The 22053-nt window shown below is 68.9% G+C and carries 21 protein-coding genes; 8 read left to right on the forward strand and 13 right to left on the reverse strand.

Features of this window, described 5'->3' with window-relative positions; genetic code table 11:
* Positions 1-116 precede the first annotated feature (116 nt).
* From ACFV20_RS12755 to ACFV20_RS12765, 3 genes are all read right to left on the reverse strand, one after another.
* Positions 117-974: a fumarylacetoacetate hydrolase family protein gene (locus ACFV20_RS12755; RefSeq protein ID WP_385655593.1), complete on the reverse strand. Its 858-nt coding sequence runs from the start codon at positions 972-974 to the stop codon at positions 117-119.
* 143 nt (positions 975-1117) lie between these two features.
* Positions 1118-1828 carry a YidC/Oxa1 family membrane protein insertase gene (locus ACFV20_RS12760; protein WP_385655595.1) on the reverse strand — a complete coding sequence of 237 codons (711 nt, stop codon included), beginning with the start codon at positions 1826-1828 and terminating at the stop codon, positions 1118-1120.
* A gap of 100 nt (positions 1829-1928) precedes the next feature.
* A complete protein-coding gene (locus tag ACFV20_RS12765; RefSeq protein ID WP_385655597.1) occupies positions 1929-2270 on the reverse strand; it encodes a DUF6412 domain-containing protein in 342 nt (113 codons plus the stop codon).
* 193 nt (positions 2271-2463) lie between these two features.
* Here ACFV20_RS12765 and ACFV20_RS12770 point away from each other — a divergent pair, with 193 nt between their 5' ends.
* Together ACFV20_RS12770 and ACFV20_RS12775 are read left to right on the forward strand one after the other, a co-directional pair.
* A complete protein-coding gene (locus tag ACFV20_RS12770) occupies positions 2464-3939 on the forward strand; it encodes a glycoside hydrolase (RefSeq protein WP_385655599.1) in 1476 nt (491 codons plus the stop codon).
* A 136-nt stretch (positions 3940-4075) separates the two neighbouring features.
* On the forward strand, positions 4076-5092 hold the full coding sequence (locus tag ACFV20_RS12775; RefSeq protein WP_385655601.1) for an SEC-C metal-binding domain-containing protein: 1017 nt from the start codon (positions 4076-4078) through the stop codon (positions 5090-5092).
* Positions 5093-5483: 391 nt separating this feature from the next.
* Here ACFV20_RS12775 and ACFV20_RS12780 read toward each other — a convergent pair whose 3' ends face one another.
* On the reverse strand, positions 5484-6599 hold the full coding sequence (locus ACFV20_RS12780; protein ID WP_385655603.1) for an MrcB family domain-containing protein: 1116 nt from the start codon (positions 6597-6599) through the stop codon (positions 5484-5486).
* A 177-nt stretch (positions 6600-6776) separates the two neighbouring features.
* Between ACFV20_RS12780 and ACFV20_RS12785 the strand changes: the two genes are divergently transcribed.
* On the forward strand, positions 6777-9941 hold the full coding sequence (locus tag ACFV20_RS12785) for a DUF3427 domain-containing protein (protein ID WP_385655605.1): 3165 nt from the start codon (positions 6777-6779) through the stop codon (positions 9939-9941).
* Here the strand turns inward: ACFV20_RS12785 and ACFV20_RS12790 are convergent.
* On the reverse strand, positions 9924-10592 hold the full coding sequence (locus tag ACFV20_RS12790) for an ATP-binding protein (RefSeq protein WP_385655720.1): 669 nt from the start codon (positions 10590-10592) through the stop codon (positions 9924-9926). The two genes, ACFV20_RS12785 and ACFV20_RS12790, sit on opposite strands and share 18 nt — an antisense overlap.
* 215 nt (positions 10593-10807) lie before the next feature.
* Between ACFV20_RS12790 and ACFV20_RS12795 the strand changes: the two genes are divergently transcribed.
* From ACFV20_RS12795 to ACFV20_RS12805, 3 genes are read left to right on the forward strand one after another with little or no spacing between them, the layout of a single operon-like run.
* Positions 10808-11653, forward strand: a complete 846-nt coding sequence (locus ACFV20_RS12795; RefSeq protein ID WP_385655607.1) for a helix-turn-helix domain-containing protein — start codon at positions 10808-10810, stop codon at positions 11651-11653.
* A gap of 35 nt (positions 11654-11688) precedes the next feature.
* Positions 11689-11868, forward strand: a complete 180-nt coding sequence (locus ACFV20_RS12800) for a DUF397 domain-containing protein (protein WP_385655722.1) — start codon at positions 11689-11691, stop codon at positions 11866-11868.
* Between the two features lie 50 nt (positions 11869-11918).
* The gene (locus tag ACFV20_RS12805; RefSeq protein WP_385655724.1) at positions 11919-12590 is read left to right on the forward strand and encodes an HAD family hydrolase; all 672 of its coding nucleotides are present in this window, start codon (positions 11919-11921) and stop codon (positions 12588-12590) included.
* Here the strand turns inward: ACFV20_RS12805 and ACFV20_RS12810 are convergent.
* From ACFV20_RS12810 to ACFV20_RS12825, 4 genes are all read right to left on the reverse strand, one after another.
* Complete coding sequence (locus ACFV20_RS12810; protein ID WP_385655609.1) at positions 12543-12932, reverse strand: hypothetical protein; 390 nt, start codon at positions 12930-12932, stop codon at positions 12543-12545. The two genes, ACFV20_RS12805 and ACFV20_RS12810, sit on opposite strands and share 48 nt — an antisense overlap.
* A gap of 41 nt (positions 12933-12973) precedes the next feature.
* Complete coding sequence (locus ACFV20_RS12815; RefSeq protein WP_385655611.1) at positions 12974-13366, reverse strand: VOC family protein; 393 nt, start codon at positions 13364-13366, stop codon at positions 12974-12976.
* 446 nt (positions 13367-13812) lie between these two features.
* Positions 13813-14271: a DUF2267 domain-containing protein gene (locus ACFV20_RS12820; RefSeq protein ID WP_385655613.1), complete on the reverse strand. Its 459-nt coding sequence runs from the start codon at positions 14269-14271 to the stop codon at positions 13813-13815.
* A gap of 119 nt (positions 14272-14390) precedes the next feature.
* Positions 14391-14816: an Hsp20/alpha crystallin family protein gene (locus ACFV20_RS12825; protein ID WP_385655614.1), complete on the reverse strand. Its 426-nt coding sequence runs from the start codon at positions 14814-14816 to the stop codon at positions 14391-14393.
* Between the two features lie 169 nt (positions 14817-14985).
* Here ACFV20_RS12825 and ACFV20_RS12830 point away from each other — a divergent pair, with 169 nt between their 5' ends.
* Positions 14986-15294 carry a hypothetical protein gene (locus ACFV20_RS12830; protein ID WP_385655616.1) on the forward strand — a complete coding sequence of 103 codons (309 nt, stop codon included), beginning with the start codon at positions 14986-14988 and terminating at the stop codon, positions 15292-15294.
* A gap of 379 nt (positions 15295-15673) precedes the next feature.
* On the opposite strand, the gene ACFV20_RS12835 is transcribed toward ACFV20_RS12830, so the two are convergent.
* Positions 15674-17194 (reverse strand): MFS transporter, encoded by a 1521-nt coding sequence (locus ACFV20_RS12835; RefSeq protein ID WP_385655618.1) that lies wholly within the window; start codon positions 17192-17194, stop codon positions 15674-15676.
* A 67-nt stretch (positions 17195-17261) separates the two neighbouring features.
* Positions 17262-18635: a DUF445 domain-containing protein gene (locus tag ACFV20_RS12840; protein ID WP_385655620.1), complete on the reverse strand. Its 1374-nt coding sequence runs from the start codon at positions 18633-18635 to the stop codon at positions 17262-17264.
* 165 nt (positions 18636-18800) lie between these two features.
* On the opposite strand from ACFV20_RS12840, the gene ACFV20_RS12845 reads away from it, so the two are divergent.
* A complete protein-coding gene (locus tag ACFV20_RS12845; protein ID WP_385655622.1) occupies positions 18801-20135 on the forward strand; it encodes an SGNH/GDSL hydrolase family protein in 1335 nt (444 codons plus the stop codon).
* 174 nt (positions 20136-20309) lie between these two features.
* On the opposite strand, the gene ACFV20_RS12850 is transcribed toward ACFV20_RS12845, so the two are convergent.
* Both ACFV20_RS12850 and ACFV20_RS12855 read right to left on the reverse strand, forming a co-directional pair.
* Positions 20310-21011, reverse strand: coding sequence for a DUF1707 domain-containing protein (locus tag ACFV20_RS12850; protein ID WP_385655624.1), 702 nt, complete (start codon positions 21009-21011; stop codon positions 20310-20312).
* A gap of 33 nt (positions 21012-21044) precedes the next feature.
* Entirely contained in the window at positions 21045-22052 is a 1008-nt protein-coding gene (locus tag ACFV20_RS12855) for an ATP-binding cassette domain-containing protein (RefSeq protein ID WP_385655626.1), read from the reverse strand.
* Position 22053 lies beyond the last annotated feature (1 nt).

Raw genomic sequence — 22053 nt, forward strand, 5'->3', positions numbered from 1 at the left:
ATTTCCGCACATCGAGCGCTATGAGAGGCCGAACAGGAGCACGCACACCGCACGCGCTCCTGTCGCGCTCAACTACGCCGGGGGCGCTTTTCACCGACCCGTACGAGCGCCACTGCTCAGGCGTCCTGGAACTCCTGCCGCTGCCGCCCGAGCCCCTCGATCTCCAGCTCGACGACGTCCCCGGCCCGCAGGAACGGCTTCGGGTCGGGCGCTCCCATCGCCACCCCCGCCGGCGTCCCCGTGTTGATCACATCGCCCGGGTAGAGCGTCATGACCTGGCTGAGGTACCGCACGACCTCCCCCACCGGGAAGATCTGCTCGGCCGTGGTCCCGTCCTGCTTCAGCTCGCCGTTGACCCAGAGTTTCAGGGCCAGGTCCTGCGGGTCCCGTACCTCGTCCGCCGTCACCAGCCAGGGCCCGAGCGGGTTGAACGTCTCGCAGTTCTTCCCCTTGTCCCAGGTCCCGCCCCGCTCGATCTGGAACTCCCGCTCGGACACGTCGTGCGCCACGGCGTACCCGGCGACGTGCCCGAGCGCCTCCTGCGCGGACTCCAGATACCTGGCCGTACGGCCGATGACGACGGCCAGCTCGACCTCCCAGTCGGTCTTGACGGACCGGCGCGGCACGAGGACGGTGTCGTTCGGGCCGACCACGGTGTCCGGAGCCTTCATGAAGACGACCGGCTCGGCGGGCGGCTCCGCGCCGGTCTCGCGCGCGTGGTCGTGGTAGTTCAGCCCGATGCAGACGATCTTGCCGATCCGGTCCAGCGGCGGCCCGATCCGCAGCCCGGTGGAGTCCAGAACGGGCAGCTCCCCGGAGTCCGCGGCGGCCCGGACCCGGTCGAGTGCCTCCTCGTCCGCCAGCAGCGCGCCGTCGATGTCTGCCACGACGCCCGACAGGTCCCGCAGGGCACCGCCGGTGTCGAGCAGCGCCGGCCGCTCGGCCCCCGCCGTACCGACTCGCAGCAGCTTCATGATCAGTCTCCCTCAGTCGCGGGCGCCCGACCGATGAGCGCGACCCGGATGCGGCGGGGCAGCCATCGGAGGACTGGTCGATCCTCCAAGCTGGGCGTGCACTCCGCAATACCCCGTTCACGTACTGGACCGGGCCACCGCTCTCACCGGTACAGCACGGCCCGCTCGACGGCACTCCACGTCGTGCTGGTGACGACGTACAGCGCGGCGGCCAGCGGCACGACGGCCACGGTGACGAGCGTGAAGAACGACATGAACGGCATCACCTTCGCCACCGCGCCCAGCCCGGGCAGCTGCTCCCCGTCAGCGGCCCGGGCCGCCGGGTTCGCGGCCATCATGCGCGCGCTGGTCCGGTAGCTGAACGCGGAGACGCACGCCACGACCACGAACAGTCCGGCGTAGACGAGCCCGGCGCCGCTGAGAACACCCCCGTGGAGCGCGTCCGCCCACCGCTGGCCGAGCGGCGCCGCGAACAGCCGGTGCCCGAGCAGCCCGTTGGCCTCGCCGCCGATCGTGTCGCTGGAGAACAGGTGGTAGAGCAGGAAGAACGCGGGGACCTGGAGCATCCCCGGCAGGCAGCCGGCCAGCGGCGACACCTTCTCCCGGGCGTGCAGCTCCAGCACGGCCCGCTGAAGCTTCTCGGGATCCTTGCCGTGCTTCTTGCGCAGCTCGGCGATCTTCGGCTGGAGCGCGGTCCTGGCCTTCTGGCCGCGCGCGGCGGCCCGGGACAGGGGGTGGACGAGGAGCCGTACGAGTGCGGTGAACAGGACGATCGCCGCGGCGGCGGCCGAGGCGCCGAACAGCGGCTGGAGCAGGTCGGCAAGGTGCTCGACCAGGGTGGCGAAGACGGACATGGGTGAGCCCTCCGGGGGTCTCGTCGTGCCGGAAACGAGTCATGGCGGCATGACGACCCGCGCGGGGTCACTCACGGGTGTGACAGGTGTGGAGGTGCCCCTACGCGACGGTCGCCCGGAGGGCGTGACCGGGTGCCCGGGGCCGGGTGCGCCCCCGGGCGTCGGGATCGCGCTGGGGCAGGAAGGCCGTACGCCGGTCCCGGTCGCGGATGGCCGTGCGCACGCGGGTGCGCGGCACGGCGGGCGCGCAGCGGGAGGCGACGACGGCGCACAGCGCGAGGGCGGACGAGGCCGCGGCGGTGGCGGCGAGGGCGACGGTGGCGGAGAGGCTGCCGGTGTCGAGCAGCAACACCTCGACGAGCAGGAAGAGCAGCGCGAGGGCGGGACGCAGCGTGGCCCAGCTCCGGTTCACGGCAGCCCCCCTCCCCTGTTCCGTGCGCATGTCCTGGCGTCCGTTATACAGGACCGCTCGGCCGCCCGGACCCGCGACTTCGTACACGGGTTTGAGAAAGGCCCGTCGAAACCCTCGACAACCCACCCGCCACGCCCGATGCTTCTCGTCACCCGACAACGGGCCCCCTCGCGACGCCGGGCCGGGGACCGGCGTGCGCCCTCAACTCCCCTACGGAGAAGCCGTGATACGACGCAGAAGTCTGCTGGCCGCAGCAGGCGGAACGGTCCTCGGCAGCGCCCTGGCGACGGGCACCGCGCGCGCGGACGCCACGATCGCCGTCAACCCGTCGACGACGTACGGCACCTGGGAGGGCTGGGGCACCTCCCTCGCCTGGTGGGCCAACGTCTTCGGCGCCCGGGACGACTTCGCCGACCTGTTCTTCACCACCAAGTCCGTCACGTACAACGGTCGTTCTCTCCCCGGCCTGGGCCTCAACATCGCCCGCTACAACCTCGGCGCGTGCAGCTGGAACAGCGTCGGCGGCGAGACGATGGTCACGTCGCCCAACATCCCCGCCTTCAAGCAGATCGAGGGCTTCTGGCAGGACTGGACCAACGAGGACCCCGCCTCCTCGGCCTGGAAGTGGACGGCGGACGCCAACCAGCGCGCGATGCTGGTGAAGGCCACGCAGCGCGGCGCGATCACCGAACTCTTCGCCAACTCCCCCATGTGGTGGATGTGTTCCAACCACAACCCCTCGGGCGCGGCGGGCGGCGGCAACAACCTCCAGACCTGGAACCACCGCCAGCACGCCGGCCACCTGGCGGCGACGGCCCTGTACGCCAAGTCGCACTGGGGCGTGACCTTCTCGACGGTCGACCCCTTCAACGAGCCGGCCTCGACCTGGTGGACCGCGACCGGCACCCAGGAGGGCTGCCACATGGACCCGGCGGTCCAGGCGGCCGTCCTCCCGTACCTGCGCAGCGAACTGGACAAGCGCGGCCTGACGAGCCTGCGCATCGCGGCCTCGGACGAGACGAACTACGACACGGCCCGCTCCACCTGGGGCTCCTTCGGTACGTCGACGAAGGCCCTGGTCTCCCAGGTCAACGTGCACGGCTACCAGGGCTCGGGCGGCCGCCGCGACCTCCTCTACACGGACGTGGTCACCACCTCCCGCAAGAAGCTGTGGAACTCCGAGACGGGCGACAGCGACGGCACGGGCCTGACGATGGCCTCGAACCTCTGCCTCGACTTCCGCTGGCTGCACCCGACGGCCTGGTGCTACTGGCAGGTCATGGACCCGTCCACGGGCTGGGCGATGATCGCCTACGACGCGAACACCCTGCAGCCCACCACCGTCCAGCCCAAGCACTACGTGATGGCCCAGTTCAGCCGCCACATCCGCCCGGGCATGACGATCCTGGACACGGGTGCGGACCACGCGGTGGCGGCGTACGACGCGACGGCCCGCCGCCTGGTGATCGTCGCGGTGAACACCTCGCCCTCGGCCCAGACCCTCACGTTCGACCTCTCCCGCTTCGCGACGGTGACGGGCGGATCAAGAGGCGTGGTCCCGCGCTGGAACACGGTCACGACGGGCGGCGGCGACCTCTACACGGCCCGCTCGGACACCCATCTGTCCGGTAAATCCGTAAGCGTCCCGTTCGCGGCGAAAGCAGTCCAGACCCTGCAGATCGACGGCGTGACCCCGTAGTCCCGGGGTGGTCCGGCGGCGGCGGTTCGGGACGAGCCGTGAAGCCGGGGTGGCGAGCGAGGAGAAGTCGGCAGGCCGAGTGGTCTGGCCTGCGCATCTCTCACGCTCGTCACCTCCCGGCAGTACGGTGTCCCCCATGCGCCCCGACACGCCTGCCGAAAACGTCGACCACACCGCCGAGGCGGCACGCCTGGAGCGGACCGCCGGCCTGTATCCCGAGGACGCCGAGGCCCTGCTGCTGCGGGCGGCGGCCCACCTGGAGCTCGCCGGCGACCGCCCCACCGCGACCACCCTCTACGACCGCCTGCTGTCCTCCCCCGACGGCCTGGAGAACCCCCACCTGGTACGGGCGCTCAAGGCCTCGAACCTCTGGGAGTACGGCCACGAGGCCGAGGCCCGCGCGATCATCGAGGGCGTCCGGGCGGCGTCCCCGAAGGACCCGGCCCCCTGGGTGATCGTCGCGGAGGCCTTGGAGAACCACGACGAGCTGGAAGCGGCGCACGACACCTTCACGGAGGCCGTACGCCACCTGCTGACCGACGTTCCGCAGCCCCCGCAGCCGACCCACCCCCTCCTCTTCGGCCGCCACCGGGTCCGCCGCATGCTGGGCCGCTCCCACGACGAGTGGGACGCGCTGGCGGACTCGGTCCACTCCCTCCCGGTCTCCCTGGACGAACTCCACGACCCGAAGCGCGTGTGGTCCCTGGGCTCGGAGAACCCCGCGGAACTGGAGGCGGAGATCCTCCGCCTCCGAGCGGAACTGGGCGCGTACCGGGAGGCCCTCTCCCGCCCGTTCCCGGTGGCGATCCTGCACTGGCCGGCGGGGGAACTCACGGAACTCCTGGAGGCGTACCCGACCCTCACGTCGGAGTACCCCTCCCACGCCGACCACCTGTCCTCGATAGAGCAGTCCCTGCGCGAACTGTCCGCCTCCGGCACCCCGAACCTGGGCATCGTCACGGGCACGGTCCCTTCCTACGAGGCCTTCGCGGCGTCGGAACTCTCGTCCCCGACGGACGCGACGCTGCTGCCCCAGTACGCGACGATCCTCGCGGCCCGGGGCCGCGCCGTGGCGTGGCCGCCGCAGCAGGGGGCGGCTTGCTGGTGCGGATCGGGGCGGACGTACGGGGAGTGCCACGGCGGCGCGTCCTGAGAAACGACGCGGGCATGGCGGCAAACCGACCACCGACCCCTGCCCCGCCACACCGCAACCCACGAGCGACACCGGGCCCACCGGCAGACAGCCGCTGAGCCAACCCGGCGTGCGCGGAGCCGCTGACGCGCCTGCCACGCCGGGCACCACACAACGAACGGCGCCGCCACCGTCCGGGCCCCCACTTCCCCGGGCCGCCCGCTCGCTTCTCTCCCGTGCCGGAGCGGCCCGGGTCAAGGGTGGCCCGCAGGGCCATCGGCGCCAGCCGACGCGGAACGCAGCGCAGCGGAGTGGGAGCGCCCTTGATGCGGGGCGCGGAGGCACGACACTGACAGGGAAGCGGGCGGCCCCTACGGCAACCCCGTGTCGCCGGGGGCGTACGCGACCTGCATCAGGCTCCTGCCAGATCCCACGAGACGGCTGTGGGAGAGCCCGCCCAGTCCGCGCCTTCAACCCTCCAGACCGACGCGATGCCGTGTTCCTCTAGGTACTCGGCGTAGTGCCCTATGTCTTCCGTGAAGAGCGCTACGAGGTGCGGCTTGGGCTCGCCCCGCTTCTGGTGCCAGTAGTAGCTGTACTCGAAAAGTTGCGCGACTGCCTCACGGACGGCCTGGGTCGCGTTGCCCTTCTTGACGGCCTTGCCCTCCACAAGCCAGGAACGCTGCTGATCCATGGCAGGGCGACGCAGGACTAGATCCCTGGGATACATGCCTAGCGTGATCGGCTGATACCCGCGCATGACAACGTGGAGGCCAAAGTCCTTGATGAGCTCTTCGTGAGGCCGTTCCCTGCGTCGGCGACCGCCCTTGATGTGGACGTAGTAGTCGCTGCTGTCGTTCGGGCGAAAGCCGTCGAGGGGGTCATCGCCGGAGAGCGGGAGATGGCCCGCACCCTCGTAGACAAGGGGCTCGTTTTCCGACGGTTGTTGGAGCCAGACTCGATGGCTTGCGGCAGCGTCGCGGAGAAGCAGGGACGCCACACGGAGTTCCTCAGCGAGTGCTTCCTCCGTTGGCATGCTGGCAATCTCGTACCGTCGCGCTGCCACGCTCGCGGCCTCGTACGCACGGGGACGCTCTAGCTTGGAGGCAAAGACCGGCGTATGAGCCCAATGTGCGGCCAGCTCGGGCTCCAAACCGGCCCTGAGATGTCTTGCCCTCCTCTTCAGCTCCCTCAGCCGATCGCCCAGCTTGGGATAGGTGTCCGAAAGCCTCGTCACGCCCTGCTGCAAGGTGAGCGTCACGGAGGCGCGGGTGGCGTCGAAGATGTAGGCGAGGTACAGGCCCTCTTGGGCCTGGACATTGATCGATTTAGCAAAGACGCCAATCCATGGAGTGCTGCTCGCACCTCCCTTCCCGCCGTACCCCGAGGCGACGAAGCCATGAGGTAACGGCAGATCGGTCATCCTCTCGACCTCTCGAAGGAGGTCCTGCGCTGGCACGCCATGAGACGTACCGGACTTGGGGTCGTAGGTCTCCGCTATACGTATGAGCAGGTCACGTAAGTGCACGCTCAAAACGTAGCCTGTTGTGATCAGTTATGGCGCTTTAGAGATCGATCTCGTGGGCGTGGGGGTCTCATCCTGTCCAACCTGAACTGGCTTTTGACCGTAGCCGGGTCCCTGTCAGCGCCTCTTGATAGAACAGCCTCATCATCGACCGTCGTGATCAATCGGGGGATCCTGCCAGTGCCTGAGAGCCGCCGCACCGAAGCACCTGCCCCAGCCGATGGACTGTACGAGCAGCTGATCACGCTCCGCTTCGAACAGCAGTTGACGGAGCTGGCCGGCCTCGGATGGCATCCCATCAGCGCGGCGGTGGGGCCCGAGTCCGTGCCACACGTCGTTGCTCGGCACATCGGGGGCACGGTTCGGCAGGTGTTGCAGAACCTCCCTCCAGAGGAGCGGGTCCACGCAGCGAACCACATCTTGGAGAGCCTCAGCACGCTGCATGGCGCCAAGGAGTGGGTCGACTTGATTGCCGACGGACCACGCCAGCTCCTCGCGATCACCCGACAGGAAGCACCAGGTGTCTTCGCTGTACGCCCGGGCATCCCGCTGTCCGATGCCGCTCTGCTCACCAACTCTCCCGAGGACCCGAGCCTCGGCTTCGAACTACGCGCGGAACTCGCCACCGCCGACCGCGTGGACCTGCTGTGCGCCTTCGTAAAGTGGCATGGGCTTCGCATCATTGAGCAGTCGCTGAAGGCCGCCCATGAACGCGGGGTGCCGATACGGGTCATCACAACGACCTACATAGGTGCCACCGAGCGGCGCGCGCTAGATCGACTCGTGGAAGAGTTCAACGCGCAGGTCAAGGTCAACTACGAGACCCGCTCGACGCGGTTGCACGCCAAGGCGTGGCTGTTTCGCCGTAAGAGCGGATACGACACGGCGTATGTCGGCAGCTCCAACCTGTCCAAGGCAGCCCTTCTCGACGGCCTGGAGTGGAACGTCCGACTCTCCTCGGTCGCCACGCCTGACGTGATGCGCAAGTTTGAGGCCACCTTCGACGCCTACTGGAACGATCCGGCCTTCGAGGCATACGACCCCAAGGCGGACGGTGAGCGTCTGCGCGAGGCCCTGGCGATTGCGGGCGGTACATCCTCGACGTCCGCGGCGCAGCGTGGGATCTCCTTGTCAGGGCTAGAGGTACGCCCGTACCCGCACCAGCGCGACATGCTGGAGCGGCTCGAAGTTGAGCGGGAGGTGCATGACAGGCATCACAACCTGCTAGTGGCAGCCACAGGCACGGGCAAGACCGTGATGGCAGCGCTCGACTACAAGCAGCTGCGTAAGAAGCATGGCCGTGACCTGCGCCTCCTCTTCGTCGCACACCGCAAGGAGATCCTCGAGCAGTCGATGAGGACGTACCAAGACGTCTTGGTTGACGCGAACTTGGGCGAGTCACTCCACAGCGGCGAGATCCCCGAGCGTTGGTCGCACGTCTTCGCCAGTGTGCAGTCGCTGAGCGCCAAGGGCCTGGACCGTCTCGCCCCCGATCACTTCGACGTGATCGTCATCGACGAGTTCCATCACGGGACATCACCGACGTACCGCAAGATCCTCGATCACTTCCAGCCGTTGGAACTCTTGGGGCTCACCGCCACGCCGGAGCGCATGGACGGCAAGAACATCCAGGACGAGTTCTTCGAGGGCCGGATCGCAGCCGAAATGCGCCTGTGGGAGGCGCTCGAAAACGATCTGCTCAGCCCCTTCCACTACTTCGGCATCAGCGACTCCACAGACCTCAGCACGGTGGAGTGGAAGCGCGGGACGTATGACCCAACTGCGCTGAGCAATGTGTTGTCGAGCAACGCCAGGCGGGCCCGGCTGGTCGTGAAGGCCGTCCGAGGAAAGCTCGCCGATCCCAGCACCATGCGAGCGTTGGGCTTCTGTGCATCAGTTGCCCATGCCCACTTCATGGCGGAGGTCTTCCGGACAGCCGGTCTCGAGGCCGTCGCCCTGTCTGGGGAGACGCCGGCCGAGCAGCGCAAGCAGGCTCTGAACGACCTGGCGTCGGGCAGGCTCCAGGTGATCTTTTCGGTCGACCTCTTCAACGAAGGCCTCGACATCCCAGACGTAGACACACTGCTGCTCTTGCGCCCCACGTCCAGCGCCACGGTGTTCTTGCAGCAACTCGGCCGCGGACTCCGCCGATCCGAAGGCAAGGCGGTACTCACCGTGCTCGACTTCATCGGTCAGCATCGCAAGGAGTTCCGGTTCGAGAATCAGTTCCGAGCTCTCACCAACCTGACGCGCAAGAGGCTGCTCGACCACATCGAGCACGACTTTCCCCAGCTCCCCTCCGGCTGCCAGATCATCCTTGAAGAGAAAGCGAAGAAGGCGATCATCGCCAACATCAAGGATCAGATCGGTGTCAACGTCACTGCACTAGCGCGCGAGGTTGCGGACTATGCAGAGCCGACGCTCAGTCGCTACCTAGAAGAGAGCAGCCGTGAACTGAAGGAGCTCTACCGAGGAAACGGAAACTCCTGGACCGGCCTCCTGCGGCGAGCAGGACTCCTCAAGGGCGACCCGCCGGAAGGCGAAGCAGCGCTCCTCAAACGTATCCCGGCATTTCTGCACGTGGATGATCCGCTGCGTGTAGCGGCATACACCCGAATGCTGGAAGATGACGCGCCTGCCTACAGCGAGCTCGACCAGCAAGGGCAGGCGTATGCCCGCATGCTCTTCTTCCAGCTCTGGCCCCTCGGCGGCGTGACCCGCAAGAGCTTCGCCAGCTACGACTCCGGCTTCGCGGCGCTCCGCAAACATGAGGCTGTGCGGAGTGAAATCCGCCAGCTGCTGGCATACAACCTCGCGCACACGGAGCACGTCCCCATTCCTCTCCTCGGGATGGGAGACACCGCAGGGATCCCCCCGACCGTCCACGCCTCGTACAGCCGTGAGGAGATCTTGCCTGCCCTGGGTGCGTCCGACATCGGGGGCTTCATGCCCGGCGACTTCCGCGAGGGCGTGAAGTGGTGCGAGTCCATAAGGACCGACGCCCTCCTCATCACGCTGGAGAAGGATGAGAAGGACTTCTCCCCTCAGACCCGCTACCGCGACTATGCCCTCAGCGAGACTCGCTTCCACTGGGAGTCTCAACACCAGATCTCGGAGACATCTCCCACCGGTTTGCGATACCAACGCCACGCCACTGACGGCAGCCATGTCCTGCTCTTCGTCCGTCGCTACAAGAGCACCGACATAGGCGGTGCCCAGCCATGGATGCTGCTGGGCCCTGCTGATTATGTGGAGCACACGGGCAGCAAGCCGATGGCCATCACGTGGCAGTTGCAGCACCCGATTCCGGCCGATGTATGGACGTACTCAGCAATCGCTGGCTGATGCCTCATAACACCCGGCGTGGGCGGCGGTTTCGACCTCAAAGCGCATCTGAGCCCGGTCGAGCATGTCGTCCGCGTCTCGGCCATGGGCCCGGAACCAGTGGAGGAAGTCGGTGATCGCTGCGATCACCGTCTCTTCCCTGACGGTCGACGTCAGTCTGCTCACACCTGCTCCGCCGTGGGGCCGTTCAGCGACGGCATAGTGGGCCGGCAAAGTTTCGGCCCGCATCACGCTAGAGGCTTGAGCATGCCCATCGGCCTTGTCGAGGCGGGTTGCCAGCTCGCACCAGGTGATCTTGCGATCCGGGCATAGCAACACGCCCCAGCGGTCGGTGACGGCATCCACGAGAGCCATTCCCCGGCCCTCCTCGGCATCCGTGTCCGCGTCACGGAGAGTGGGAAGGGCGCGCGTGTCAGGGTCGTGCACTTCGATACGCAGGTGCTTGTTCTCCAGGGAGACGGCCAGGGTTGCAGGGGTGCCGGATCCCACGTGGGTGATGACGTTGGAGACCAGCTCACTGACGCACAGTTGGGCTTCGTCGACCAGGTGGTGCAACCCCCAGACCCCCAGATGCAGCCGCATGATCCGGCGCAGGGCCGCCACTTCCGCTGGTTCGGCCGTGAAGTCGATGTCCCATGGCTTGCGCGGCATGCACGGTTCCTGGCTCACGTAGGCCCCTTTCCTCGCGTTCGCACCGCATTGACAGCGCAACGTCACGGTTGCTCACGTTGAGTTGCGTCGATGACAAGAGTGCGGGGAGCGCATCCCTTTCTGCAATGTGCAGGAAGGGATTCCCACTTCCGAGTGATTGGCAAGCACACCCCTTGGCGCGAGACTGAACGCTCGCTAGCGAAAAGAGAGTTGAGATGGCCGGATCACCCACGGCACGCCGACGGCGCCTCTCGATCGAACTGAAGAAGCTCCGGGAGAGGAGCGCTCTGACCTGCGCTCAGGTCGGCGAGGCTTTGGATTGGAGCGGCTCCAAGGTCAACCGGATGGAGACGGGCAGCGGACGCGTCCAGCCCTCGGACATCGATGCCCTGTGCCGCTTCTACGACACGAGCGACGAGCTACGTGAATTCCTCAAGTCCCTCGCCCGTCAGGCAAAGATGCGCGGTTGGTGGCAGGTCCACGGCGCCGGCGTGCCCGAGTGGTTCAACATCTACATCGGCCTGGAGCAGGACGCTTCGACCTTCCGCCAGTATCAGTGCGAGGTGGTGCCCGGCCTCATGCAGACCGAGGTGTACGCGTCCGAACTCCACAAGGCTGGGGCACACATGTCCGCAGAGGACATCGCGAAGGCGGTGCGCGTACGCATGGAACGCCAAGCCATGCTGCGGCAGGCGGAAGCTCCGGACGCCTGGTTCATCGTGAACGAGGGTGCGTTGCGCCACGTCATCGGTGATCGCGCTTTGATGCGGGAGCAGTTGGAACGAGTGCTTGAGACGGCCGACCTGCCGACCGTGACGGTGCAGGTCCTTCCCTTCGACTGTGGGACCCGTCCGACTACCGGTTCATTCACCATGCTGGGCTTTCCGGCCCCCGAGGATCCGGACATCGTGTACCGCGACGGAATCACGGATGCCGTGTACCTGGAGGGCGAGCATCATGTACGTGAGTACACGAGGGCGTTCGACGGCCTGCGAGCGGCAGCCCTGAGTCCTCAGCGCTCGGCCCAGTTGATCGAGTCGATCTTGAAGGATTACACGTAGTGATATCGCCTGAGTCCGACGCCAGCAGCCGTCTCGTGTGGTTCCGGTCGTCCTACAGCAATGGTGCCGGAGGTGAGTGCGTCGAGTGCGCACTCAAGGATGGTGGCGCTCTCGTTCGCGACTCGAAGGCGGCAGAAGCGCACGTGATCGCTGTGAGCGGGGACGCGTGGGGCTGCTTCATCCGGACCGTGCAGCGGGCGAGCACGATGCCCTGACCAGGGCCGTGGAGGCAGCGCTGCATCATTACCGCCGCTACCCTGCCCCCATGATTCGGGCGGTGGTCTTCGACGTCGGTGAGTGTCTCGTGGACGAGACCCGGGAGTACGGGGCCTGGGCCGACTGGCTCGGCGCGCCGAGGCACACCTTCCATGCGATGTTCGGGGCTGTGATCGCGCAGGGTCGTGACTACCGGGAGACCTTCCAGGAGTTCCGGCCCGGGTTCGATCTGGGCGCGGAGCGAGAGAAACGGGCTGCGGCCGGGAAGCCGGAGAAGTTCGGTGAGGACGACCTGTACCCGGACGTCCGGCCTGCCCTCCATCGGCTCCGGGCTGACGGGCTCTGGCTCGGTAGCGCCGGCAACCAGACCGTACGGGCCGGGGAGATCCTGCGTGCGCTGTTCTCCGACGACGTGGACCTGATCGGTACGTCCGACGACTGGGGTGCGAGCAAGCCGGATCCCGAGTTCTTCAGGCGCGTGACAGCAGCCGTGCCCTTCGGGGCCGACGAGATTCTGTACGTCGGTGATCGGTGCGACAACGACATCAAGCCTGCCGGGCAGGCCGGTATGCACACCGCGCTGGTGCATCGCGGTCCGTGGGCCCGCATTCAGTGGAACTACACGGAAGCCAGGGAGCTGCCGACCTTCCGTGTCGAGGGCCTGAACGAACTCTCAGCATGCGTGGCCGGGTTCAACCTGTCCTCGGCCGTTCCGACCTGACGGCAGTCCCCTCTCGAACAGATACTGCTCCACCAGCTCCTCCCACTCCCCGGCATCGCCCTCGCTCACGGCAACGGTGCGCGTCTCGCCCACGAGCGTGCGTACCCGGTCCGTCACCTGTGCGGCCTGGGCGCTGGACGTATACACGCCCAGGACAAGGGTGGTCAGGGTGTCGTCGTCCCTTCCGGCGACGGTGAAGCTCCAGGGGACCTCGCACGGTGGGGCGTGGTCGGGGTCCGGGCACAGGAGGTGTTCAATCGGGGCCTGGAGTGCGAGGGCCTCTTGCAGGGTCGGGCAGCCCTGGATCCGGATCTCGTACACCGTCGGTTCGTCGTCGCCCATGGGCACTCGCTCTTCTGGTTCAGGCTCAGCCGCGCCTCCGGTCACCCCAGTTCTCCCCGCTCGATGCAGAACTCGTTGCCCTCCGGGTCCGCCAGCACGACCCAGCCCCGGCCGTTCGGGAGGGTGCAGTCCGTAAGAATGTGAGCGCCCAGGGAGACGGCTCGTTCGACCTCCTCAGCGCGGGTGCGGCCGGTGGGGCCCAGGTCGAAGTGAAGGCGGTTCTTCGCCGTCTTGGCCTCCTCGACCCGGACGAAGAGGAGGCCAGGCGCGCCGTCCGCGAGTTCGATCAGGACCTCGTCGTCCCCGGGTTGGTCGAGGTCGGAGATGGGGCGGCCCAGGAACTCCGCCCAGAAGCGTGCCAGTTCGTAGGGCTCGTTCGTGCAGTCGAAGGTGATGTGGCGGATGGTGGGGTTGGCGGTGTGATTGGGGTGCAACGGTCGTCTCCCTCACGTCGTCCGGCGCGCCGGTGGCGCTTCGCAGGATGCGGGGGGAGGCCGGGACCTGTCGAACCATTTGGCCGTCTCGGCCCCCCGCGCTCCCCGCCCACCCCGCACCGCCTCAGCCGGGCAGGACGGAGACGACCCACCTCAGCCGGGCAGGACCGTCGGCGATCGCCTCGTAGAGGCGTTCCGTCCCGGTTCAAAGGGCCCTCCGTCGTCGTCGTTCGGCCGGCGTCCGCGCGGCGGCCACCCTTGTGCCACGAGGGGAGGCCGGCCACCCCTTGCGCCACGAGGGGCGGTCGGCCACCCCTGGTCCTGCGAGGGGCGGCCGTCGTACACCTGGTCCTACAAGGGGCAGTCGGCCACCCCTGGTCCTAGAAGGGACGGCCTGCCACCCCTGGTCCTGCGAGGGGCGGCCGTCGTACGCCTGGTGCCGGAGCCTACGACGTCGGCGCCAGCTCCGCCCGGCCGAACAGGAGGGCGTAGCCGGCGGGGAGTTGGGCCAGGATGCGGGTGACCAGGTCGTCGCCGACGAGCGGCGGGAGGGCGCTCAGGACCGAGCTGACGTCCCAGCGGGCGGTGGCGGACGTCGCTCCCGGTGTGCGGGACGCGACCTCGTCGACGAACCGTGCGGCCGTCAGACGCCGCATGGCCGGGATCTGGGAGGCGATCAGCCGGGCGGCCTCCGGGGGCAGGGCCCGGGCCAGGTCGACCCGTTCGTCGCCGGTGACGTGCGTGCCGAGGGCGGCCAGGACGGTACGGGTGACCTGTTCCGCCTGCGACCGGGTGGGGTAGAGGCCCGACTCGCGGACGGTTTCGACCAGTTGGGGCCAGCCGTTGTCGTCGGCGGCGTGCGGGGCGCGTCTCGTCGTCACACGGGGCACCGTCGTCGTGCTCATGTGTGGGGTTTTCCTCCGAGTGGCTGAAGGGGGCGGGTGCTGGCAGAAGGCGAGCCCGGTCGCGCCGCCGGGAGCTCGTTCCGGCGGCGCGACGTGCCTGTGGTGGTGCGGGGGTGGGGTCAGCTGCTGAGCTGCTTGCGCGTGTCGCCGCCCGAGATCTGGATGCGGCGGGGCTTGGCCTGCTCGGCCACCGGGATGCGCAGGGTCAGGACGCCGGACTCGTAGGAGGCGTCGATGCGCTCCGTGTCCAGCGTGTCGCCCAGGAACAGCTGGCGGGTGAAGGTGCCGGTGGGGCGCTCGGCGACGAGGGGTTCCGCGCCCTCGGGGGCGGGGGACCTGCGCTCGGCCCGGACGTTCAGGACGTTGCGCTCCACGTCCAGCTCGATCGTCTCCGGGTCGATGCCGGGGAGGTCGAAGTGGACGAAGAAGTCGTCCCCGGAACGGTAGGCGTCCATCGCCATCGCCGTCGGGCGGTTGGTGGCGGGGCCGAACACCTGCTGGGTCAGTCGGTCGAGCTCACGGAAGGGGTCCGTGCGCATGAGCATCACTGGTCACTCCTCTCTTCGGATGCAGTGGGTGCGATGCCCTACGGTCTGCGTCTTCTTATATAGCTCGGAGGAGGAAACTTGACAAGCGCAGACTCAGGTTCGGGTTTCCGTGGCGTGCGGGCTAGCCTCAAGATCCCGACCAGGGGGTAGGACGCAGGAGGCACGTATGGCGAAGGTTCCCAGCGCGGTGGTCGCCGCGAGCGGGCTCGTGGGCGGGTACGGAGTGGCCCGCTGGACCCGGCAGCGGCCGCTCGGCGGGGTCGTACTGGCTGCGGCCGGGGTGGCCGCGGCGCGGCAGTGGCGGCAGCAGGCCGGTGGGGTGAGCGCGGGGGCGTTGTCGGCCGCGTATGTCGCCGCCTTCGCCGGGTCGCATCCGCTGGCGAAGAAGGTCGGCGCCTGGCCTGCCGTGTTCGGCGTGGCGGGGGCCGTGGCGCTGGCGTCGTGGGCGGTCGCGGACCGGCGTTCCGGCGCGTAGGCGACAGAAAAGAACCCGGCCCTGAATCCCAGGGCCGGGTTCTTGATCGGAGCGCCGGGCAGGCCTTGCACCTGCATCTCCCCACAGGAAGTGGGGCGTCTTTCCTTGGACCACCAACGCATCGTCCCGCTACCGGAGTCCGGCGACTGGACGCAGATCAACTATAGCGCAGTTTCTGTTGTCACCTCACCGCCCGGCCGTCTCCTCGCCGCGCCTCGGCGGGGGCGAGGAGCGGGGTCGGAGCATGTGGGCCGGCCCGCCCTTGTTTCCCTGGCCGGTGCCCGCCCGCCCTTGTTTCCCTGGCCGGTGCCCGCCCGCCCTTGTTTCCCTGGCCGTTCGTGGTGCCCCGTGCTGCTCCGATCGCGCCCGGGCGGCAGGCCTACGCCGTCGTCGGGCGGGCTGGCTCCTGCCCGGGGCCGCCCTTGGACGTGCCGTCCGTGCCCGTGCCGTCCGCCGCCGTGAGCGGCGTGGCGATGTCCTCCAGGGAGCGGCGTTCGGCCTTCACCGCGAGGAGGGCCGCCACCAGGCCGGCCAGGCACATCAGCGTCGCGCCGATCGAGAAGGCGAGGACCGTGTCGCCGACGACGCCGGATTCCGTGAGCTTGGCGAACAGCAGCGGGCCGCTGATGCCGCCGGCCGCGGTGCCGAGGGCGTAGAAGAACGCGATCGACATCGCCCTGGTCTCCATGGGGAAGACCTCGGAGACCGTCAGGTAGGCGCTGGACGCGCCGGCCGAGGCGAAGAACAGCACCGCGCACCAGCAGGCCGTCATCGTGGTCGCGCTCAGGGCGCCCTGGTCGAAGAGCCAGGCGGTGCCGAAGAGGAGCAGGCCGGACACGATGTACGTGCCGGAGATCATGATGCGGCGGCCGACCGTGTCGAAGAGCTTGCCGAGGAGCAGCGGGCCGAAGAAGTTGCCGATGGCGATGACGGCGAAGTAGTAGCCGGTGTTGCCGCTCGGGACGTCGAAGAACGTCGTCAGGATCGCGCCGAAGCCGAAGGTGATCGCGTTGTAGAGGAAGGCCTGGCCGATGAAGAGGGAGAAGCCGAGGATCGCGCGCTTGCGGTAGGCGGAGAAGACCGTGCGGCCGATCTCCACGAAGGAGACGCTGCGGCGCTGGTGGATGGTGATCTCGCCCTCGGCGCGGGGCAGCGGCTCGCCCCGCTCCTCCTCGATCCTGCTCTCGATGGAGGAGACGATGCGTTCCGCTTCGTCGTCGCGGCCGTGGATCAGCAGCCAGCGCGGGCTTTCGGGGACGTGCCGGCGGACGAGGAGGATCACCAGGGCGAGGACGGCGCCGAGGGCGAAGGTGAGCCGCCAGCCGACGTTCGCCGCGAAGATGTCCGTGTCCAGGGCGACGATCGACAGCAGCGAGCCGAAGACGGCGCCCAGCCAGAAGCTGCCGTTGATCATCAGGTCGGTGCGGCCGCGGTACTCCTTGGGGATCAGTTCGTCGATCGCGGAGTTGATGGCCGCGTACTCGCCGCCGATGCCGAAGCCGGTGAGGAACCGGAAGAGGAAGAACCACCAGGTGTCGAAGGAGATCGCGGTGAGGGCCGTGGCGGCCAGATAGACCGCCAGGGTGATCATGAAGAGCTTCTTGCGGCCCCATTTGTCGGTCAGGCGGCCCCAGAAGAGGGCTCCCAGGCAGGCGCCCGCCACGTACAGGGCGGCTGCCATGCCGGTGACCTCGCCGGACGTGATGGGCAGGCCGCTGCCGGGCTCCGACAGGCGGCTGGCGATGTTGCCCACGACGGTGACTTCGAGTCCGTCGAGGATCCACACGGTGCCGAGACCGATGACGATCGTCCAGTGCCAGCGTGACCACGGGAGGCGGTCGAGGCGAGCCGGAATGTCGGTGGTGACGGTGCGGCCGGTGTCGGCCTGGGCGGTGGTCATGGGCCCCCTCCTCTTCGAGCGGAACCCGGTTCGAGTGCCCTGACCGGCTTCTCTTACGCCTGAAGCCTCATGCCCCGAACGCGCGCGACACCGTGTAGATCAGCAGACCGGCCAGGGAGCCGACGACCGTGCCGTTGATGCGGATGAACTGCAGGTCGCGGCCGATGTTCGCCTCGATCTTCTTCGTGGTGTGCTCGGCGTCCCAGCTCGCCACCGTGTCGGTGATCAGGGAGGTGATCTCCTTGCGGTAGGTGGTGACGACGTAGACGGCCGCGTCCTCCACCCACCGGTCGACCTTGTCCTGCACCTTGCGCTCGCCCGCCATCCGGGAGCCCAGCGACAGCAGGGACGCCCGCACGCGCAGCCGCAGCTCGCTGCGCTCGTCCTCGGCGGCCGAGACGATCATGGACCGTACGGCCGTCCAGGCGCTGGCGATGAGGTCCTGGACCTCGCCGCGGCCCAGCACCTCGCCCTTGAGCCGCTCGACGCGGGCGCGGGTGTCGGTGTCGGACTGGAGGTCGCCCGCGAAGTCGGTGAGGAAGCGGTCCAGGGCGCTGCGCGCCGGGTGGCCGGGCATGTCGCGCATCTCGGTGGCGAACCGCAGCAGCTCCCGGTAAACCCGCTCGCCGACCTTGCGGTCGACGAACTTCGGCGTCCAGCCGGGGGCGCCGCCCTCCACGGCGTCCATCACCTCGTCGCGGTGCAGCACGAGCCAGTCGTGCGCCCGGTTGACGACGAGGTCGACGACGCGTTTGTGGCCGCCGTCGGCGACGACCTTCTCCAGCATCTTGCCGATGCCGGGCCCGATCTCCTGGGCGTTCGCACGGCGGGTGATGGCCTCGCCGACCACGGCCTGGACGTCGGAGTCGCGCAGCACGGTCAGGGCGCCGCGCAGGGCGGTGGACAGCTCGGCGGTGACCCGGTCGGCGTGTTCGGGGACGGCGAGCCAGGCGCCGAGGCGGCTGCCGATGCCGACGGCGCGCAGCCGCTGCCGTACGACGTCCTCGGAGAGGAAGTTCTCCCCGACGAACTCGCCCAGGGAGACGCCCAGCTGGTCCTTCTTGGTGGGGATGATCGCGGTGTGCGGGATGGGGATGCCGAGGGGGTGGCGGAAGAGGGCGGTGACGGCGAACCAGTCGGCGAGCGCGCCGACCATGCCGGCCTCGGAGGCGGCGGCGACATAGGCCGCCCAGGCCCCGGCGCCGGAGTGGTGCGCCCAGGTGGACAGGACGTAGACCAGCGCCACGAACACCAGGAGTCCGGTGGCGGTGAGCTTCATCTGGCGTACGCCGCGCTGTTTCTCCTGGTCCGCCGGGCTGAAGGTCGTCATCGCACGGTTCACCGCGGGGCCGGGGCGGGCATGCTGCCCCTCGGCACCGGCACCCTTTTCCGCTGCTTTCGTCTGTTCCATCCGCTCCACCCGCTCGGTGATCCCGCACACACATTGTCCCTTCCTGACCGACTCCTGGAACGGAACAGGAGTTCCCGGCGTCTGTCGGAAGGGGTATTGCCACGGGGTGCTGTGAGCTTCCCCCGGCCCATGCCGCATCATGGGCACATCAGATCGGAGCCTTGGGCTCCCATCGCCCGAGGAGAACTGAACAGCATGACCCGAGGACGTGGCTACGCCCTCCTGGCTCTGGTCGTCGCAGCGATCGTGGGCCTTTCCACCGCCCTATACGTCGGCGTGGCGGCCGATGACAGCCCGCGTGTCCGCAACGCCCTCGGCGACGGCCGCGCCCCTCACAACTCCGCCGCTCCGGCCTCCACCGGCACCTGGGTCGGCACCTGGTCCGCATCTCCCTCCGCCGCCGAACCCGGCACCGAGACCGCGGGCATGGCGGACCGTTCGGTACGCAACGTCGTCCACACCAGCGTCGGTGGTACGAGTGCCCGCGTCACGCTGTCCAATCTCTACGGCCAGTCGCCGCTCAGCATCACGCGGGCGACGGTCGCCGTCTCCGCGGGCAGCGGCACGCCGGCCGCGCTCCCCGACACCATGCGCCAGCTGACCTTCGGCGGCGGCCCCACGGTCGTCATCCCGCCCGGCCGGCAGGTCATGAGCGACGCGGTACGCATCGTCGTCCCGCACGACTCCGACGTCCTGATCACCACCTACACGCCCACCAGCTCCGGCCCGGTGACCTACCACCGGCACGCCCGGCAGGTCTCCTACGTCGCCCGGGGCGACCACGCGCAGGACGCCACGGGCACGCCGTACACCGAGCGGATCGGGTCCTGGCGGTACCTGACCGCGCTGGACGTGCTGAGCAACGAGTCCGACGGCACGGTCGTCGTCCTCGGTGACTCCCTGACCGACGGCATCACCTCCACGCCGGACACCAACAGCCGCTGGACCGACGTGCTGTCGGACCGGCTGCGCTCCGAGATCGCCTCCGGGCGGGACCTGCCCCGCTACAGCGTCGTCAACCAGGGCATCAGCGGCAACCGGGTCCTCACCGACGGCCTGGGCCGCCCCGCGGACAACCCCAGCGGCCTGAACCGCTTCCAGCGGGACGTCCTGGAGCGGACGAACGTCAAGGTCGTCGTCATCGACCTCGGCGTCAACGACATCCTGCGCAACCCGCGCCTGGCCGACCCGAACGCGATCCTCACCGGGCTGCGCACGCTGGTGGGACAGGCCCACGCGCGCGGCGTGAAGGTCGTCGGCGCGACGCTGATGCCGTTCCAGGGGCACCGCGGGTACACCGAGGCCCGTGAGCAGGTCCGCCAGACGATCAACGCGCAGATCCGCGCCGGGCGGGTGTACGACGCCGTGGCCGACTTCGACCAGGCGCTGCGCGACCCGTACAACCCGCGGCGGCTGCGGCCCGAGTACGACTCCGGTGACCATCTGCACCCCAGCGACGCGGGGTACGCGCGGATGGCGGAGTCCTTCGACCTGTCGACGCTGAAGGGATCGGCGCCGGCGAAGCTGTAGGCCCGTCACCGTCTCCCCCCGTGCCCGTCGCCCGACCACAGGCGGCGGGCACGCGGCTGCCGGGGCACGGTGCCTGCGGAGCTCAGTGCCCGCGGGGTCAGTGCCCGCGGAGCTCAGTGCCCGCAGGGTCAGTGTCCACGGGGCTCAGTGCCCGCGGGGTCAGTGCCCGCGGGGTCAGTGCCCCCCGTCCAACTCCCGTCGCCCCGCCCTGCGCTCCAGCTTCTCCTGGCGGCGTTCCTCACGGATCCGCAGCTTCTCCGCCCGGGTCAGCTTCCGCTGGACCCCGACGCCGCCCCACAGCGCGAACCCGGTCACGATCACCCGCGGCGCGCCCGGCTCCCCCGGCACGCCCTCCTCGCGGTGGTCGAAGCCGCCCATGATGCCGATGCCGCGGACCACGACCTCGACCCCGGGCGGCACGATCACATCCACGCCGCCCATGATCGCGAAGGCGTTGATCTCGACCTCGCGGTCCGCGAAGTTCGCCTCGCGCAGATCGATCTCCCCGCCGCCCCAGAAGGCGAGGCAGGTGAACCGCCGGGGCATCGTCCAGCGCCCCTTGCGCTGGAAGCCGGACATCACGGCGACGGCCCACGTGGAGGACCCCTCGCCGCCGGTGATCCGCCCCGACCACTCCGGGCCGGCGGCCGGTTCCTTCGTCAGGGACACCGAGGGCGCCGTGACGCCCGCGGCCGGCAGGTCCCGGGTGATCGGCGCCAGCTCCCCGTAGGTGCGCGCCTTGTACGTCGCGTCCAGCCGCTCCTCGAACTCCTCCATGTCGAGGCGCCCTTCCGCGAGGGCGTCGCGCAGGATGCCGGCGACCTGTTCACGGTCGGCGTCGGAGGCACGGAGGTCCGGGACGGCGTCGTCGGTCATACACAGCAGACTACGAGTTCACCCCGCCGGGGGCTACGAGATCGCCCGCTCGGCCTGCTCCCCGTACATGGTGGCGATGACCGACTCGATGTCCGGCTCCCGTACCGACAGGTCCACCAGCGGGTACGCGGCGGCGATCCGCGCCACGAGCGGAGCCGCCGACTCCCCCGCCGGGAACGCCAGCCACTGCCGCGGACCCTCCACGCGCACCACCCGCGCGGGCGGCGGCGCGTCGATCGGCGGCAGCTCCCGCTCCAGGTCCACCACCAGGGTCCGCTCGCTCTCCCCGACCTCGTGCAGCCCGGCGAGCGGGCCGTCGTACATCAGGCGCCCGTGGTCGATGACCATCACCCGCTTGCACAACTGCTCGATGTCCTGCAGATCGTGCGTCGTCAGCAGCACCGTCGTGCCGCGCTCGGCGTTCAACTCCCGCAGGAACTCCCGCACCTTCGCCTTGGAGACCACGTCCAGGCCGATGGTCGGCTCGTCCAGGTACAGCACCTCCGGGTCGTGCAGCAGCGCCGCCACGATGTCGCCGCGCATCCGCTGGCCGAGGGAGAGCTGCCGCACCGGCACGTCCAGCAGGTCGCCCAGGTCGAGGAGTTCGACCAGACGGTCGAGGTTCTCCCGGTAACGGGCGTCGGGGATGCGGTACATGCGGTGCATCAGCCGGTAGGAGTCCAGCAGCGGCAGGTCCCACCACAGCGTCGTGCGCTGCCCGAACACCACGCCGATGCGGTGGGCGAGGCGCCGGCGCTCCGCGGAGGGGTCGATGCCCGCCACCCGCAGCCGGCCCGCACTGGGCGTGAGGATGCCGGTCAGCATCTTGATCGTGGTGGACTTGCCGGCGCCGTTCGGCCCGATGTAGCCGACCATCTCGCCGCGCCCCACCCGGAAGGAGATCGCGTCGACGGCCCGCACCGGCCGCCGCTCCCGCTTCAGGAAACCGGTCTTCCTGCGCACCTCGAAAACCTTCTCGACACCGTCGAGTTCGATGAAGGCGCTCTCCGCCCGGACGTCCCCGCTCTGCGACCCGGTCAAC

Origin of the sequence: Streptomyces sp. NPDC059696, assembly GCF_042733745.1 — a bacterium.
Taxonomy (GTDB): domain Bacteria; phylum Actinomycetota; class Actinomycetes; order Streptomycetales; family Streptomycetaceae; genus Streptomyces.

Excerpts from the sequence above, each read along its gene's own strand:
- ACFV20_RS12755 (WP_385655593.1), bottom strand. The coding sequence starts at position 974 with ATGAAGCTGCTGCGAGTCGGTACGGCGGGGGCCGAGCGGCCGGCGCTG.
- ACFV20_RS12760 (WP_385655595.1), bottom strand. The coding sequence starts at position 1,828 with ATGTCCGTCTTCGCCACCCTGGTCGAGCACCTTGCCGACCTGCTCCAG.
- ACFV20_RS12765 (WP_385655597.1), bottom strand. The coding sequence starts at position 2,270 with ATGCGCACGGAACAGGGGAGGGGGGCTGCCGTGAACCGGAGCTGGGCC.
- ACFV20_RS12775 (WP_385655601.1), top strand. The coding sequence starts at position 4,076 with ATGCGCCCCGACACGCCTGCCGAAAACGTCGACCACACCGCCGAGGCG.
- ACFV20_RS12790 (WP_385655720.1), bottom strand. The coding sequence starts at position 10,592 with ATGCCGCGCAAGCCATGGGACATCGACTTCACGGCCGAACCAGCGGAA.
- ACFV20_RS12795 (WP_385655607.1), top strand. The coding sequence starts at position 10,808 with ATGGCCGGATCACCCACGGCACGCCGACGGCGCCTCTCGATCGAACTG.
- ACFV20_RS12805 (WP_385655724.1), top strand. The coding sequence starts at position 11,919 with ATGATTCGGGCGGTGGTCTTCGACGTCGGTGAGTGTCTCGTGGACGAG.
- ACFV20_RS12810 (WP_385655609.1), bottom strand. The coding sequence starts at position 12,932 with ATGGGCGACGACGAACCGACGGTGTACGAGATCCGGATCCAGGGCTGC.
- ACFV20_RS12820 (WP_385655613.1), bottom strand. The coding sequence starts at position 14,271 with ATGAGCACGACGACGGTGCCCCGTGTGACGACGAGACGCGCCCCGCAC.
- ACFV20_RS12825 (WP_385655614.1), bottom strand. The coding sequence starts at position 14,816 with ATGCTCATGCGCACGGACCCCTTCCGTGAGCTCGACCGACTGACCCAG.
- ACFV20_RS12830 (WP_385655616.1), top strand. The coding sequence starts at position 14,986 with ATGGCGAAGGTTCCCAGCGCGGTGGTCGCCGCGAGCGGGCTCGTGGGC.
- ACFV20_RS12835 (WP_385655618.1), bottom strand. The coding sequence starts at position 17,194 with ATGACCACCGCCCAGGCCGACACCGGCCGCACCGTCACCACCGACATT.
- ACFV20_RS12845 (WP_385655622.1), top strand. The coding sequence starts at position 18,801 with ATGACCCGAGGACGTGGCTACGCCCTCCTGGCTCTGGTCGTCGCAGCG.
- ACFV20_RS12850 (WP_385655624.1), bottom strand. The coding sequence starts at position 21,011 with ATGACCGACGACGCCGTCCCGGACCTCCGTGCCTCCGACGCCGACCGT.